Origin of the sequence: Streptomyces sp. ALI-76-A, from assembly GCF_030287445.1 — a bacterium.
Lineage (GTDB): Bacteria > Actinomycetota > Actinomycetes > Streptomycetales > Streptomycetaceae > Streptomyces.
In genome coordinates this window covers 2,199,820-2,214,938 of sequence record NZ_JASVWB010000002.1, presented here as the reverse complement: position 1 = coordinate 2,214,938, position 15,119 = coordinate 2,199,820, and the positions used below count along the sequence as shown (strand labels likewise).

Genomic DNA, 15,119 nt, shown 5'->3' with positions numbered 1-15,119 from the left:
CTTGCAGGTACGGGGGGGACGGGGAGAGGGAGAGGTGTTACTGGGGCGCGTCGGGAAGCGGCGCGTCGGAGGGGGGCGCCTTCGCGGGGGACGCCTCCGGCGCGGGCGCGCCGGGAAGGGCGTCCAGCGCCCGCGCCGCCCGCCCGGTGATCTCCTCCGGGCTGCCGGTGACGTCCACGACGACCCCGGCCTCGTCGGCGCCGAGCGGCTGGAGCGTGGCGAACTGCGAGTCCAGCAGCGCCGTCGGCATGAAGTGACCCCGCCGCCGCGCCATCCGGTCCTCGATCAGCGCCCGGTCACCCGCGAGATGCACGAACACCACTCCCGGAGCCGCGGCCCTGAGCCGGTCGCGGTACGACCGCTTCAGCGCCGAACAGCTGACGACTCCGCCGAGCCCGGCCCGCCCGTGCGCCCAGTCGCCGATGGCGTCCAGCCACGGCCACCGGTCCGCGTCGCCGAGCGGGGTGCCGGCCGACATCCTGGCGATGTTGGCCGGCGGGTGGAAGTCGTCACCCTCCGCATACGGGACGCCCAGCCGGGCGGCGAGCAGGGGACCGATCGTGGTCTTGCCCGTGCCGGCGACGCCCATCACCACGACGACATGAGGGGTACGCATCACTGCCTCGCTGTCTTCCTCGACATCCGACGTCGACATCTGACGTCGGCCATACTGAAACCCATTGGTACGACGAATTCAAGAGTCTGTGCCAAATAAGTCTGACTTATTGTCCGTGTGACGTGCCCCGTACGCTGAGTGCATGAGCACATCGGGACGGGGGCTGCACGGCCAGGTACTGGAGAGCCTCGGTCCCGCCATCACCGCGGGTGAGTACCCGCCGGGCAGTGTCCTGCGCACCGACGAACTCGCCCAGCGTTTCGACGTCTCACGCTCGGTGATGCGCGAGGCGGTCCGCGTCCTGGAGTCCATGCACCTGGTCGAGTCCCGCCGCCGGGTGGGCGTGACGGTGCGTCCCACGAACGAGTGGAACGTCTACGACCCCCAGGTCATCCGCTGGCGCCTGGCCGGCGCCGACCGCGCCCGCCAGCTGCGCTCCCTCACCGTGCTGCGCTCGGCGATCGAACCGGTCGCCGCGGGCCTGGCCGCCAAGCTCGCCACCGCCGAACAGTGCGCCGAACTCACCGAGTGCGCCCTGGGCATGGTGGCCCACTCACGCGGCCACCAGCTGGAGGGCTACCTCCTCCACGACATCGCCTTCCACCGGGTGATCCTCAACGCCTCCGGCAACGAGATGTTCGCCCGTCTCGGTGACGTGGTCGCCGAGGTCCTCGCGGGCCGTACCCACCACGAGGTCATGTTCGAGGACCCCGACCCGGCCGCCGTCACCCTCCACGTCCAGGTCGCCGAGGCGGTCCGCGCGGGCGACGGGACCCGCGCCGAGGAACTGACCCGCGAGATAACGGTGGGCGCCCTCCAGGAGCTGGACATCCTGGCCCCGTGACGGCCGGCCGGGGTCAGTCGGGGAACTCCCCGTCCAGGTAGGCCCAGGCCCCGTCCACCCGCTCGAACCGGCTCCGCTCGTGCAGCGACCCGCCCCGGAACGAGGCCCGGAAGGTCACCGTCCCCGTGGTGTGGAACGCCGACCCGTCCCGCACGGCGAGAATCTCCAGCCCCGTCCACCGCGTCCCGGGACCGAGGTCGAGCCGGTCCGGGCGCGTCCGGGGATGCCAGGTCCGCAGCAGATAGGCCGCGTTCGCCTGCACGAAGGCGCTGTAGCGGGACCGCATGAGCGCCTCGGCGGTCGGCGCGGCGGCGCCCGCGTGGAAGCGGCCGCAGCACGCGTCGTACGGCTCGGGGAGCCCGCAGGGACAGCCGGCGGGGCGGGCGGCGCCGGCCGGCCGGGCGGCGCGAGTGCTGCGTCGGGACATGCGCACCATTGTGCCGGGGAGGCCGAGCGGACGTCCGCGGATCCGTCCCGCGGCACGGGTGACGCCCGGAGCCGCACGCTGCTCCGGGCCCCTCACACGGCCTTCGCGCTCACGCCGCGCGCCGCCGTCCCGCCGGACCGGCCCTACGCCGGACCCGCGTTGGTGGGCGGGTGCGTGGGCCGGGCCGGGATCCGCGCGTCCGGTGCCGGCAGCGGCGGGAGCGCCGTCCCGTACACCCATGCCTCGAACACGTCGTCCAGCGGCTCGGCGGCGAACCGGGCCGCGTGCGCGGTGAACGTCGTCGTGTTCACCGCCCCGCCCCGGTACAGCGTCGCCCACCCGCGCAGCATGCGGAAGAACGCGTCGTCGCCCATCGCGCATCGCACCGCGTGCAGCGTCAGCCCGCCGCGCTCGTAGAGCCGGTCGTCGAACATCGACTTGCGCCCCGGGTCGGCCAGTCGCAGGTCCTGCGGGCGGGAGGACAACAACCGGTGGGCGGCGGCCGCGAGTTGCTGGGCGCTGCGGCCTCCCGACCGCTCCGACCACAGCCACTCCGCGTACTTCGCGAATCCCTCGTTCAGCCAGATGTGCCGCCAGTCCGCGATGGACACGCTGTTGCCGAACCACTGGTGCGCCAGCTCGTGCGCCACCAGCCGCTCCGAACCCCGCGCCCCGTCCACGTGGTTGGCGCCGAACAGCGACAACCCCTGTGCCTCCACAGGGACATCGAGCTCCTCCTCGGTCACCACCACCGCGTACTCGTCGAACGGGTACGGACCGAACAGCTCCTGGAACAGCTCCATCATCTGGGGCTGCCGGGCGAAGTCCCGGGAGAACTCGGGCAGCAGGTGCGCCGGGATGTGCCCGTGCTGCGGCACCCCGCCCGGCCCCGGGTCGCCCAGCAGCACCGTCTGGTACTTGCCGATCGACAGCCCGACCAGATAGCTGGAGGTCGGCGCGGCCTGCTCGTACACCCACGTGGTCGTCGAGGCCTTCGTCGTCCGGGTCAGCAGCCGCCCGCCCGCCACCACCGCGTACGCGGACGGCGTGGTGACCGAGATCTGGTACGACGCCTTGTCGGCCGGCCGGTCGTTGCACGGGTACCAGGACGGCGCCCCGACCGGCTGGCTCGCCACCAGCGCCCCGTCCTCCAGCTCCTCCCAGCCGAGCCCGCCCCACGGGCTGGCGACCGGCTTGGGATTGCCGGACCAGTGCGCCTCCACGGTGAACGTGGCCCCGGCCCGCACCGGCTTCGCGGGGCGCAGCCGCAGCCTGCCGCCCCGGTGCGTGTAGTGCGCCGGCCGGCCGTCCACCCGGACCCGGCCGATCTTGAAGTCGGCCAGGTTGAGCTGGAACTCGGCGAGCGGCGACCGTCCCGCGATGGCGTTGATCCGGGCCGTCCCCGACAGCCGGTTGGGGCCCGGGCGGTAGTCCAGCGCGAGTTCGTAGCGGTGCACCCGGTACCGGGGATCGCCGTTGGCCGGAAAGTACGGGTCCGGGCCCACTGCCTGCTGAACGGTCACTGCTGCGTCTGCTCCCTGCGCTGTGCTCGGACATCGTGCCGGTGCGCCGTCCCGTGGCCCCGGCCGAGCCGCGCTCAGGAACGCCATGACTCGATGGGGTTGCCCAGCCAGCGGGTGTCGTCGGGAACGGACTCCGCCGCCATCACCAGCGACGCCGGACCCAGAGTCGTACGGGCCCCGATCGTGCTGCCGGGCAGGACGATTCCGCCAGGGCCCAGCGTCGCGCCCTCACGGAGGACCACAGTATCCGTCCGCAAGATCCGGTCGTGGAAGAGGTGGGTCTGCAGCACACTGCCGCGGTTCACGGTCGCCCCGTCCCCGAGCGTCACCAGGTCGGTCTCGGGCAGCCAGTAGCTCTCCACCCACACGCCCCGGCCGATCCGCGCTCCGAGCCCGCGCAGCCACGCCGTCAGCACCGGCGTACCGGGCACCGCCCCGGCCAGCCACGGCACCGCCAGCACCTCCACGAAGGTGTCCGCCAGCTCGTTGCGCCACACGAAGCCGCTCCACAGCGGATGCTCCCCGGCGCGGTGCCGCCCCACCAGCGCCCACTTCGCCAGCACGGACACCAGACCCGCCACGAACCCCGCCCCGAGCAGCACCGGACCCGCCAGCAGCGGCGCCCACGCGCCCAGCGCGCACAGCGCCGCCACCGTCAGCACGGCCAGCCCCGCCGAGCAGAACACCGGCACGATCCGGCACAGCTCCACCAGTCCGCGCGCCCACAGCAGCGGGGCCGATGGGTCGTACGTCCGGCTCTGGTCACCGCCGGCCGCCGAGCGCGGCAGCTTCATCGGCGGCAGCCCCAGGTACGAGCTGCCCTTCTTCGCCTTCTTCGGGGTCGCCGACAGCACCCCGACCAGCCCGCCGTCCGGCACACTCCGCCCCGGCGCGGTCATCCCCGAGTTCCCGAGGAACGCCCGCCGCCCGATCTCCGCCCGCCCGATCCGCATCCAGCCGCCACCCAGCTCGTACGGTGCGGTCAGCGTGTCGTCGGCCAGGAACGCGCCCTCGCCGACCGTGGTCAGGCTCGGCAGCGCGAGCACGGTCGACACCTCGGCGCCCTTGCCGATCCGCATCCCCAGCAGCCGCAGCCACACGGGCGTGGCGAGCCCGGCGTACAGCGGGAACAGCACCTCCCGTGAGCGGTCCATCAGCTGCGTGACCGTCCACGCCTGCCAGCCGATCCGGCTGTGCGTGGGATGCGTGCCCTCCCGCAGCCCCAGGCTCAGCAGCCGTACGGCGACCAGCAGCAGCAGCGCGTACGCGAGCCCGAAGGCGAGCGTGGCCGGGACGAGGCCGAGCGCGACACCGCTCACGGTCACGTCCGGAGTGAGGAACCAGTGGCCCACGAGGAGCGCCGCGGCGCCCGCCGGCACCGGCAGGGCGCCGAGCGCGAAGCCCGCCATGCCGTACACCACACGCCAGTACGTGCTCCGCGCCGGCCGTTCCTTGGGCCAGTTCCGCTTGGCCTTGCCGAGCTTGACCGCGGGAGCGCCCGCCCACCGCTGCCCGGTCGGAACCTGCCCGGTGACGGCCGAACCCGGCGCCACCTCGGCCCGCTTTCCGACCCGGGCACCCGGGAAGAGGATGCTGCGGGTGCCGACGACGGCGTGCGCGCCCACCCTGACCGGCCCGATCTCCAGCCGGTCCCCGTCCAGCCACCAGCCGGACAGGTCCACCTCGGACTCCACGGCCGCGCCCCGGCCCACCCTGAGCAGGCCGGTGACCGGCGGCAGCGAGTGCAGATCCACGTCCGGCCCGACCTTGGCGCCCAGCGCCCGCGCGTACCGTTCCAGCCACGCCCCGGTCAGCGAGGTCGCCCCGCTGAACTCGGCCAGCCGCTCCGCGGTCCACAGCCGCAGGTGCACGCTGCCGCCGCGCGGGTGGCGCCCCGCCCGTACGCCCCTGAGCAGCAGCCGCGCCCCGCCCGCCCCGATCGCCAGCCGCCCCGGCGGGCTGAAGAAGAGCAGCGCCCCGCCGACGACCAGCCACCAGGGCGCGGTCGGCAGCCAGGAGTAGACGGGCAGCAGGTTGCCGAGCGCGGTCAGCGCCACGGTCCAGCGCAGCCCGAGCACGGTGAACAGGGGCAGCAGCAGGAGCAGCTGGATCACCTGGGCGCGCACCGGCACCGGGGCGACGGTGCGCCGGGCACCGTCGTCCTGCGCGGACTTCTCCAGATGCCGGGCGAGCTTGCGCAGCACGGGCTGCTGGTAGATGTCGAGGACGGCGGCGCTCGGGTAGCGGGTGCGCAGCCGGGTGGTCAGCTGGGCGGCGGCCAGGCTGCCGCCGCCGATGGCGAAGAAGTCGTCCCGCGCGCTCGACACGGACACGCCGAGCACCTCGCCCCACTGCTCGGCGAGCCATGCCTCGGTGCCGTAGAGCGGCTCTGCGGGACCGGTGTGCTCCAGCTCCTTCAGCGGCCACGGCAGGGCGTTGCGGTCGACCTTGCCGCTGGTCCGGGTCGGCAGGTCGCCGACCGGCGCGAGCAACGGCACCAGGGCCGCGGGCAGCTCGGCGCGCAGCTTCTCCACGGCCGCCGCGTGGTCCCAGCCGTCCTGGACGACGACATAGCCGACGAGCAGCTGGTTGCCGCCGCGGGCGGTCCGCACGGCGGCGGCGGCCCCGGCCACCCCGGGCAGCGCCTGTAGCGCCGCGTCCACCTCGCCCAGCTCGATGCGCCGCCCGCCGAGCTTGACCTGCTCGTCGGCCCGCCCGAGGAACACCAGCCCCTCGGGCTCCGCCTTGACGAGGTCACCGCTGCGGTACGCCCGCTCCCAGCCCAGGGACTCCAGCGGCGCGTACTTCTCCGCGTCCTTCCCGGCGTCGAGATACCGGGCGAGCCCGACCCCGCCGATCACCAGCTGGCCGCTGGCGCCCATCGGCACCGGCTCCCCGGCCTCGTCCACGACGGCCAGCTCCCAGCCGTCCAGCGGCAGCCCGATCCGGATCGGCTCCGCCCCGCTCATCAGCGACGCGCAGGCCACGACGGTGGCCTCGGTGGGCCCGTAGGTGTTCCACACCTCGCGCCCCTCGGTCACCAGCCGCTGCGCCAGCTCGGGCGGACAGGCCTCCCCGCCGAAGATCAGCAGGCGTACGTCGTTGAGGGTCTCGGGCTCCCACAGCGCGGCCAGCGTCGGCACCGTCGACACGACGGTGATCTCCTGCTCGACCAGCCAGGGCCCGAGATCGGCACCGCTCCTGACCTGCGCCCGCGGCACCGGCACCAGACAGGCCCCGTACCGCCAGGCCAGCCACATCTCCTCGCAGGACGCGTCGAAGGCCACCGACAGACCGGCCATCACCCGGTCCCCGGGCCCGATCGGGTCCTCGGTGAGGAACAGCGCGGCCTCGGCGTCCACGAAGGCGGCGGCACTGCGGTGGCTGACGGCGACGCCCTTGGGCTTCCCGGTGGAGCCGGAGGTGAAGATGACCCAGGCGTCGTCCTCCGTGCCGGGCCGGCCGGCGGGGACGTCGCCCGTGGAGACCACGGCGATCTCGTGCCCGCCCCCGACGACGGCCCGCACATCCGCCTCCCCGAACACCAGCTCGGCCCGCTCGTCCGGGTCCTCGGCGTCCACGGGCACATAGGCGGCACCGGAGGCCAGGACGGCCAGGACGGTGACGTACAGCTCGTTGGTGCCGGACGGCACCCGCACCCCGACCCGGTCACCCCGTCCGGCACCGGCCCCGGCCAGCCGCTGCCGCAGGCGCTCCACCTCGGCGGCCAGTTGCCGGTAGGTGAGCCGCGTGGTGCCGTCGTCCAGGGCGAGTTCGTCCGGGTACGACCGCACGGACGCGTCGAACACGTCCACGAGGGTGCGCGGGGAGGCCGCGGGCCCCCCGGAGAAGCGGGCCGTGTCCCCGAACCGTGCGCGGAGCTCCTGGTCGAGCAGGCCGAGAGCACTGCTCTCGTGAATGGCTGCCATCGGGTCCTCGCGTGTCGATCCCGGAAGCCTCCGGGGCGCTGGCGGGGGCCCGCAGGTCTGCCTGGGGTTGTCCTGCTCCAGCTCCGATCCGTAACAAGCCGGAAATTTTAGTACGACGGTAGGCTCGCACCCTTCCGCCGGCCACTCGGAACCGCCTTTCGAGGGTGTGCGCGGCCGGCGCCCAGGGGTGGTGACCTGGTGATCTTCGAGCCGGGGAGAGATGCCCCACACGACGAGCGAGGGCCGTGACCCGCAGGTCACGACCCTCGCTCATGTCGCGTGTCCGAGGGGGGACTTGAACCCCCACGCCCGTTAAAGGGCACTAGCACCTCAAGCTAGCGCGTCTGCCATTCCGCCACCCGGACAAGGTGTCTGTCGTGCGTGGTTTCCCTCGCGGCGACGGAGGAAACATTACCAGGCTTTCGACAGGCCCCGATCACCCCCGCCCGCGCGTGAACGGGGTGTGACGGGCCGGGACCGGCCTTGGGGAGCGACCGGTGGGGAGGGAGGATGAGGGGGACCACCAGCAGCGACAGCGCGGGAGGAAGCACGTGAGCGAGACGGACACGGCCAGAGGCGTCACCGGCGAGGACGAGGTCGTGGACCTCTGCCGCGAGCTGATCCAGATCGACAGCAGCAACTACGGCGACCACTCGGGACCCGGGGAGCGCAAGGCGGCCGAGTACATCGCCGAGAAGCTCGCCGAGGTGGGGCTCGAACCGCAGATCCTCGAATCGCACCAGGGGCGCGCCTCCACGGTGGCCCGCATCGAGGGCGAGGACCCGTCCCGGCCCGCGCTGCTCATCCACGGCCACACCGACGTCGTACCGGCCAACGCCGCCGACTGGACCCATCACCCCTTCTCCGGCGAGATCGCGGACGGCTGTGTGTGGGGACGCGGCGCGGTCGACATGAAGGACATGGACGCGATGACCCTGGCGGTCGTCCGTGACCGGCTGCGCAGCGGGCGCAAGCCCCCGCGCGACGTCGTCCTCGCCTTCCTCGCCGACGAGGAGGCGGGTGGCACGTACGGTGCCCGGTACCTCGTCGACAAGCACCCCGGTCTCTTCGAGGGCGTCACCGAGGCGATCGGCGAGGTCGGCGGGTTCTCCTTCACCGTCAACGAGAACCTGCGGCTGTACCTGGTGGAGACCGCGCAGAAGGGCATGCACTGGATGCGGCTCACCGTGGACGGCACGGCCGGCCACGGCTCGATGACCAACAAGGACAACGCCATCACCGAGCTGTGCGAGGCCGTCGGACGCCTCGGCCGGCACAAGTGGCCGGTCCGGGTCACCAAGACCGTGCGGTCCTTCCTCGACGAGCTCTCCGACGCGCTCGGCACCGAGCTGGACCCGGAGAACATGGACGAGACCCTCGCCAAGCTCGGCGGCATCGCCAAGATGGTCGGCGCCACCCTCCAGAACTCGGCCGCGCCCACCATGCTCGGCGCCGGCTACAAGGTCAACGTCATCCCCGGCCAGGCCACCGCGCACGTCGACGGACGCTTCCTGCCCGGCTACGAGGAGGAGTTCCTCGCCGACCTCGACCGCATCCTCGGCCCCCGGGTCAAGCGCGAGGACGTGCATGGCGACAAGGCGCTGGAGACGGACTTCGACGGCAAGCTCGTCGACGCCATGCAGAGCGCGCTGAGCGCCGAGGACCCGATCGCGCGGGCCGTGCCGTACATGCTCTCCGGTGGCACCGACGCCAAGTCCTTCGACGACCTCGGCATCCGCTGCTTCGGCTTCGCGCCGCTCCGGCTGCCGCCGGAGCTGGACTTCGCGGGGATGTTCCACGGCGTCGACGAGCGGGTCCCGGTGGAGGGCCTCACGTTCGGCGTGCGGGTGCTCGACCGGTTCCTCGACGCGTCCTGAATTCGCCCACCGAAACGAAACCACACTATTCGATCGCCCGTACGGAAGGGACTGAGAAGAGTGAATGCGACCATAAGCTCGTAGCTCCATTACTCCTTCCTCGTTACAGCTGATGTGATCCGCTACTTGGGGTCGCTTTGTCAACGAGGAGGAATAATGATCAAGAAGATCGTCGCCGCTGCTGCCGCCACCGGTGGTCTGGTTCTCGCGAGCGCGGGCATGGCCGTTGCCGATGCGGGCGCCCAGGGTGCCGCCGTGCACTCCCCGGGTGTGCTGTCCGGCAACGTGATCCAGGTTCCCGTGCACGTCCCGGTGAACGCCTGCGGCAACACGGTTTCCGTGATCGGGCTGCTGAACCCCGCCTTCGGCAACACCTGCATCAACAAGTGACGTCGTGTATCGCCCCGTAGGGGGCTGAGCCCGTCGGCCCCGGAGCGCGCGCCATGCGCTCCGGGGCCGACGGGCCTTTTCCGAACGGGCCTTTTCGTAGTGGTTCTTTTCGGAACGGTTCTTTTCGGAGCGGTTCTTTCGAACGTCGAGAATTCGGGACAAGGTCGAAGACAGGGATTCAGCAATGCGACAGGTCACCCGCAAGGGCCTGATGACCATGGCCGCCGCGACCGGCGTGATCGCGGCCACCGGCGGTGCCGCGCACGCCGGCTCGGGCGCGAGCGGCACGAGCGCCGGCTCGCCCGGCGTGCTGTCGGGCAACACCGTGCAGGCGCCCTTGCACGCGCCGGTGAACGTGTGCGGCAACACGGTCAACGTCGTCGGGGTGCTCAACCCGGCGATCGGCAACAAGTGCGTCAACACCGGCGTCAGGTCCGGCGGCGGCGCGTCCGGCGGACACGGCGACTCCGGCGGGCACGGCGGCTCCGGCGGCCAGGGCGGCTCAGGGGGTTCGCACGCCGGCGGTCACACCGGCGGCTCGCCGGGTGTCGGCTCCGGCAATCACGTCGAGGTTCCGGTCCACGCGCCGGTCAACGTGTGCGGCAACAGCGTCGACATCATCGGGATCGGCAACGCCGCCACCGCCAACGACTGCGCCGACGGGGGCGGTTACGGCGGCGGTCGGCCCGGCACGCCGCCGGGCGGCGACGGTCCGGTCCGGCCCGGCGGCTCCGAGCAGCCGGGCGGCCAGGAACACCCCGGCCGGCCGGGCGACCCGGTGGAACCCAGCCGCCCCGGTGCCGTGTCCGTCGCGGGCGACCGGGCACCGGGCGGTTCCGCGCGCGCCGACCAGCCCGGAGCGCGGGCCCTCGGCCAGTCCGGGGGTGCCGCGCAGCTCGCGCACACCGGCAGCGACCTGCCGATGGGCCTCACTCTGCCCCTGGGCGCGGGCGCCCTGCTGGCGGGCGCCGTGCTCTACCGCAAGGCGCGCGCGGCTGCGTAGGACCGCACGCCGCCCACCGGGGCGGGAGTACCGCGCACGGAACGCCGGCCGTGCACGCGACGGAGCGGGCCCCGCCCTGGTGGGGCCCGTCCCGTCCCGTCGCCTCGGCTCACCAGGTGGCGCGTACCTGGCGGATGATCCGACGTCGCAGCCGCACCCTGCGGCTGCCGTCACGCAGCAGGCTGAGGCGGTCCAACTCCCAGTGACCGTACTCGGCATGGTCCGTCAGCAGACGGGTGGCGTCCTTGCGGGAGACCCCGCGCGGCACGTACACGTCGACAAATTCGTATTCCGGCATCGCATCTATTGTGCGGGCAGAGGCCCGGTACGGATAGCGTCTGCGGTATGTCTGATGCTGCGCAGCCCACCGCTGCCGAGGTACGAGCCGCCGCCGAGGCGGTCAAGACCGCGCTCGACCGCCACCTGGCCGCGGTCGAACGCAGGTCCGGGGAGGACGACCCGGCCGTCTACGAGGCGTTCAACGAGCTGGCCGCGGCCGCCGAGACGTACGACGAGCTGCTCTACGACCGATACGACGAGGTCACGCCCTTCGAGATCCCCGGAGCCGACGACTCGCTCCCGCCCTACCGGGGCCCCGACGAGCCGAACGCCCTCAGCGTGCTGATCCGCCGCGACTACGCGGTGGTGGAACCGCAGCGGCTGCTGGCACAGGCCCACCGGATCGAGGCGGCGGACGACGACGCCGGCTCCGGCACGGAGGCGTCCGGCACCGTCCATGGCGCCCTCGGGCTCCTGTTCGGCGAGTTCGAACCGGACGAGATCGCCTCCCGGCACAAGGAGTTCGGCCTGGAGGAGGGCGACTCCACGCTCTGGGTGACGGCCGCCGACGAACCGGCCGAGCCCGGCGAGTGGCTGGAGGCCCCGTTCGAGCACGCCGACGCGCAGCGGGTGGTCTGCCGCTTCGACGTCAGCGCCGTCTTCGACGAGGAGATCGACGACGACGCCGACGACGTCGTGGACGACCTCGACACGGAGCTGGACGAGGACGAGGACCTGGAGCCCCTGGACGCGGAACGCTGACCACCCGCGGACCGCGCCCGCGACGGCGATGAGGGCGGTGGCCCCGGAGGGGAGACTCTCCGGGGCCGCCGCCGTTCTGTGGCGGGGGTGGTCAGTCGGCGACCGGCACCTGTGGAGCCAGCAGGACGGGCAGGCGCGTCGTGCGCGGTTTGGCGGGCACCTCGGCCACCGCCCGGGGCAGCGCCTGCTCCACGCCGTGCACCACGGACAGATGCCGCCCCGCCCGCCCGAACGCGGTGTAGACCCACGGCCGGCTCAGGGCCTGCGCCGCGTCACCGGGCAGTACCACGACCACCGCCGGCCACCGCCCTCCCACGGCCTGGTGCGCGGTCAGCGCCCACCCGTGCCGCACGGACTGCTCCACCCGCTCCTTCGGGACGACGACGGCCTCACCCGCGCACGACAGATGCAGCCCGTCCGCGTCGGCCGTGACCACGCGGCCCGGCAGCGTACGCCCCGGCGCGGGGGAGTAGGCGATCCGGTCACCGGGGTCGAAGCCGCCGAACCGGCCCGGTCCGGGGTTGAGCCGTTCCTTGAGGGCCGCGTTCAGGGCCCGGGTGCCGACCGCGCCGCCGTGGCCCGGCGTGATCACCTGGGTCTCCTCGGCCGGGACGCCGATGGCCCGCGGCACCGAGTCCGCGACGAGCTGCACGGTCCGGTGCACCGCCTCGCCCGCGTCCCGCACCGGCACGATCACGACCTCCTTGCCCGGCGCCTCGACCTGGTTCAGCTCACCCACGCCGATCCCGGAGACCAGCTCACCCAGCGGCCCGGGATCCGGCCGCCGCGAGGCGACCTGCGGGCAGACCCGCGCGGCCAGCAGGTCCGCGAACACCCGTCCGGGGCCGACGGACCACAGCACCGCCGGATCCCCGGCCAGCACCAGCCGGGCTCCGTCCGGCAGGGACTCCGTCAGCAGTGCCGCCGTCTCCACATCCAGCTGCGGCGCGTCCAGCACGACGAGCAGGTCGAGGTTCAGCGTGCCCTCGGCGTCCCGGCCCGGCCCCTCGGCCCCGGCCAGCAGCCCGGCGAGGGTCACGACACCGTGGGAGCCGCCGTCCGGGCCGTCGGGCGCGTCCTCCGGCTCCGCCGCCCCGCCGAGCAGCGCCGCGAAGCGGTCCCGCCCGTCCGGGGTGTGGGCGGCGGCCCAGGCGCGCAGCCCCAGGCCCTCGGCCGCGCGCACCAGCGCGGCGGGCTCGGCCAGCGCGGCCTCCCCGCCGGTGTGCAGCACCAGCCCGTGGCGGGCGACCGCGCGGATCAGCTCGGCGGCTGACCCACCGGCCGACTCCGCGGCCCGCTCCCACTCCGCCCCCGAACCGTCCTCCTTCGGCACGGAGTTGACCTGCCGGGCCAGTCCGTCGGCGAGGCTCTCCTCCGCGAGGGCGTACCGCTCCAGTCCGACGAGGACACGGACCGGCCGCTCCTCGTCCCCCTGGGGCTCCTCCGGTTCGGGCGCGGTCGGGTCGAGCACGTCCTGGAAGGCCAGGGCCTCACCCTCGGCGAGGGCGTCCTGCACGGCCGCGTCCGGGTCCGGCACGCCCCGCTGGGCCAGTGCCGCGGTGAGCGCCGGCATCTCGAGGGCGGTGTGCCCGGCGAGCGCGGCCTGCTCCAGCAGCCAGACGGTGACCGCCCGGCCACGCCGTTCGTCGTCCGGGCCGCTCTCCGCGTCCAGCAGCGCCCGCGCGAACCCGTCGGCCTGCTCGGGCCGGACCCCGCCGACCCGCAGCAACTGCCAGGGATCCGCCCGCAGCCGGTCGGCGGCCCCCTCACCGAGGACCGCGGCGACCTGTGCCGCGAGGGCGCCCGGCGCACCGCCCTCGGCCAGCACACCCCGCACGGCCGCGACGACGTCCGGTGCCGGAGCCGCCGGAGCGGCGGTCACCTCGACGGCGACCGGCCGCGGGCTCGGTTCGGGCGCGGAACGACGGGGTGCGGGCTCGGCAAAGACCGCCGCCGCCGGCTTCTCGCCGCTCTCCACGGCCCGGACGGCCGCGAGCAGGTCGGCGGCCGTCCCGCTGAGCTTGGTCCCGGCGGGGATGGGCCCCTTCTTCTCGGCCTTGCGCTGCTCGATCCGCTCCCGTTCGAGCCGCTGGGCGGCGAGCTCGGCCTCGGCCTCGGACAGCTTCCGCGCGTCCGCACCGGCTTCCCCCGCGCTGTCGGACGGTCCGCCGTCCTCCACCGCGTCCTGGGGGGCACCCGGTGCTACCGCCTCGGCGCTCTCCTCCGTGGCGCTCTCCTCCGCGGTGCCCGGCGTCTCCGGCTCGGTGTCCTGCGCGTCCTCGGCGGACTCCGGCTCCGTGCTCACAGCGTGCTCCAGTCGTGATCGGGATAGCGGTGCACGGGCGCCGACACGTCGTCGAGCGCCCGGCAGATCTCGTCAGGAAGACTAAGGGCCTCCACTGACAACGCGGCCGTGAGCTGCTGCGCGTTGCGCGCGCCGACGATCGGCGCGGCCACGCCCGGCCGGTCCCGGACCCAGGCGAGGGCCACCTGGAGGGGCGTCACCGCCAGCCCGTCCGCCGCCGTCGTCACGGCGTCCACGATCCGGGTCGCCGTGTCGTCGAGGTACGGCGCGATGAACGGCGCCAGATGCTCCGAGGCACCCCGCGAGTCGGCCGGGGTGCCGTTCCGGTACTTGCCGGTGAGCACCCCGCGCCCGAGCGGCGACGAGGGCAGCATGCCGATGCCGAGGTCCAGCGCGGCCGGCAGCACCTCGCGCTCGACACCGCGCTGGAGCAGCGAGTACTCCAGCTGTGTGCTGGCCAGCCGGGTGCGGGTGCCCGGCGCCGCCAGCTGCCAGGTGGCCGCCTTGGCGAGCTGCCAGCCACAGAAGTTGGACACCCCGGCATACCGGGCCCGGCCGCTGCTGACGGCCAGGTCCAGCGCCTGGAGGGTCTCCTCCAGCGGGGTGTCCGGGTCGAAGGCGTGGATGTGCCACACGTCGACGTAGTCCGTGCCGAGCCGGGCGAGGGAGGCGTCCAGCGCGGCGAGCAGGTGGCCGCGCGAGCCGTCGAACCGCCGGTCGGGGTCCGGCACGCTGCCGGCCTTCGTCGAGATGACCAGGTCCCGGCGCGGGACGAGGCCTTCTACGAGACGTCCGAGCAGGTACTCGGCCTCTCCGTCGCCGTACACGTCCGCCGTGTCGACGAGGCTCCCGCCCGCTTCCCAGAACGTCTTCAAGAGGTCCGCCGCGTCGTGCTCGTCGGTGTCCCGGCCCCAGGTCAGGGTGCCGAGCCCGATCCGGGACACACGCAGGCCGGTGCGGCCGAGATGCCTCTGCTCCATGAACGCCGAGATTACTGGCCGGAACCTGGCGTGTGGGGGCCTGTGGACAACCAGTTTCCCCAGCCTCGGGTGCCGGACGGCCCGAGCGTGCGGGGCACGGGCCGTCGCGGGCGGCGCACCGCGCCCGCCGCCGCCGCGGGCACGCGCTAAGGTCTCCCGCAAGGACGTTACTGATCGGTAAGGG

The 15,119-nt window shown here is 73.6% G+C and carries 12 protein-coding genes and 1 tRNA gene; 5 read left to right on the top strand and 8 right to left on the bottom strand.

Annotated features, from left to right (window positions below; all coding sequences use genetic code 11):
* Positions 1–37: 37 nt before the first annotated feature.
* Positions 38–616, bottom strand: a complete 579-nt coding sequence (locus QQS16_RS10915; protein ID WP_286061424.1) for a gluconokinase — start codon at positions 614–616, stop codon at positions 38–40.
* A gap of 142 nt (positions 617–758) precedes the next feature.
* Here QQS16_RS10915 and QQS16_RS10910 point away from each other — a divergent pair, with 142 nt between their 5' ends.
* Positions 759–1,460 (top strand): FadR/GntR family transcriptional regulator, encoded by a 702-nt coding sequence (locus QQS16_RS10910; protein WP_286061423.1) that lies wholly within the window; start codon positions 759–761, stop codon positions 1,458–1,460.
* A gap of 13 nt (positions 1,461–1,473) precedes the next feature.
* On the opposite strand, the gene QQS16_RS10905 is transcribed toward QQS16_RS10910, so the two are convergent.
* From QQS16_RS10905 to QQS16_RS10890, 4 genes are all read right to left on the bottom strand, one after another.
* The gene (locus QQS16_RS10905) at positions 1,474–1,887 is read right to left on the bottom strand and encodes a YchJ family protein (RefSeq protein ID WP_286061422.1); all 414 of its coding nucleotides are present in this window, start codon (positions 1,885–1,887) and stop codon (positions 1,474–1,476) included.
* 143 nt (positions 1,888–2,030) lie between these two features.
* On the bottom strand, positions 2,031–3,410 hold the full coding sequence (locus tag QQS16_RS10900; protein ID WP_286061421.1) for a M1 family metallopeptidase: 1,380 nt from the start codon (positions 3,408–3,410) through the stop codon (positions 2,031–2,033).
* A gap of 74 nt (positions 3,411–3,484) precedes the next feature.
* Complete coding sequence (locus QQS16_RS10895; RefSeq protein WP_286061420.1) at positions 3,485–7,339, bottom strand: Pls/PosA family non-ribosomal peptide synthetase; 3,855 nt, start codon at positions 7,337–7,339, stop codon at positions 3,485–3,487.
* Between the two features lie 280 nt (positions 7,340–7,619).
* Positions 7,620–7,704, bottom strand: a tRNA-Leu gene (locus QQS16_RS10890).
* Positions 7,705–7,890: 186 nt separating this feature from the next.
* Between QQS16_RS10890 and QQS16_RS10885 the strand changes: the two genes are divergently transcribed.
* The 3 genes from QQS16_RS10885 to QQS16_RS10875 all read left to right on the top strand — a co-directional run bounded on the left by QQS16_RS10885 (position 7,891) and on the right by QQS16_RS10875 (position 10,609).
* A complete protein-coding gene (locus QQS16_RS10885) occupies positions 7,891–9,216 on the top strand; it encodes a M20/M25/M40 family metallo-hydrolase (protein ID WP_286061419.1) in 1,326 nt (441 codons plus the stop codon).
* 156 nt (positions 9,217–9,372) lie between these two features.
* The gene (gene chpH / locus QQS16_RS10880; RefSeq protein WP_286061418.1) at positions 9,373–9,606 is read left to right on the top strand and encodes a chaplin ChpH; all 234 of its coding nucleotides are present in this window, start codon (positions 9,373–9,375) and stop codon (positions 9,604–9,606) included.
* A gap of 184 nt (positions 9,607–9,790) precedes the next feature.
* A complete protein-coding gene (locus tag QQS16_RS10875; protein ID WP_286061417.1) occupies positions 9,791–10,609 on the top strand; it encodes a chaplin in 819 nt (272 codons plus the stop codon).
* Between the two features lie 109 nt (positions 10,610–10,718).
* On the opposite strand, the gene QQS16_RS10870 is transcribed toward QQS16_RS10875, so the two are convergent.
* The gene (locus QQS16_RS10870) at positions 10,719–10,907 is read right to left on the bottom strand and encodes a DUF5703 family protein (protein ID WP_005485166.1); all 189 of its coding nucleotides are present in this window, start codon (positions 10,905–10,907) and stop codon (positions 10,719–10,721) included.
* A 47-nt stretch (positions 10,908–10,954) separates the two neighbouring features.
* Here QQS16_RS10870 and QQS16_RS10865 point away from each other — a divergent pair, with 47 nt between their 5' ends.
* Positions 10,955–11,650 carry a hypothetical protein gene (locus QQS16_RS10865; protein ID WP_286061415.1) on the top strand — a complete coding sequence of 232 codons (696 nt, stop codon included), beginning with the start codon at positions 10,955–10,957 and terminating at the stop codon, positions 11,648–11,650.
* 91 nt (positions 11,651–11,741) lie between these two features.
* On the opposite strand, the gene QQS16_RS10860 is transcribed toward QQS16_RS10865, so the two are convergent.
* Together QQS16_RS10860 and QQS16_RS10855 are read right to left on the bottom strand one after the other, a co-directional pair.
* Complete coding sequence (locus QQS16_RS10860) at positions 11,742–13,955, bottom strand: helix-hairpin-helix domain-containing protein (RefSeq protein WP_286061414.1); 2,214 nt, start codon at positions 13,953–13,955, stop codon at positions 11,742–11,744.
* Positions 13,952–14,935: an aldo/keto reductase gene (locus tag QQS16_RS10855; protein WP_286061413.1), complete on the bottom strand. Its 984-nt coding sequence runs from the start codon at positions 14,933–14,935 to the stop codon at positions 13,952–13,954. Before QQS16_RS10855 ends, QQS16_RS10860 begins: the two co-directional genes overlap by 4 nt.
* Positions 14,936–15,119: the final 184 nt, after the last annotated feature.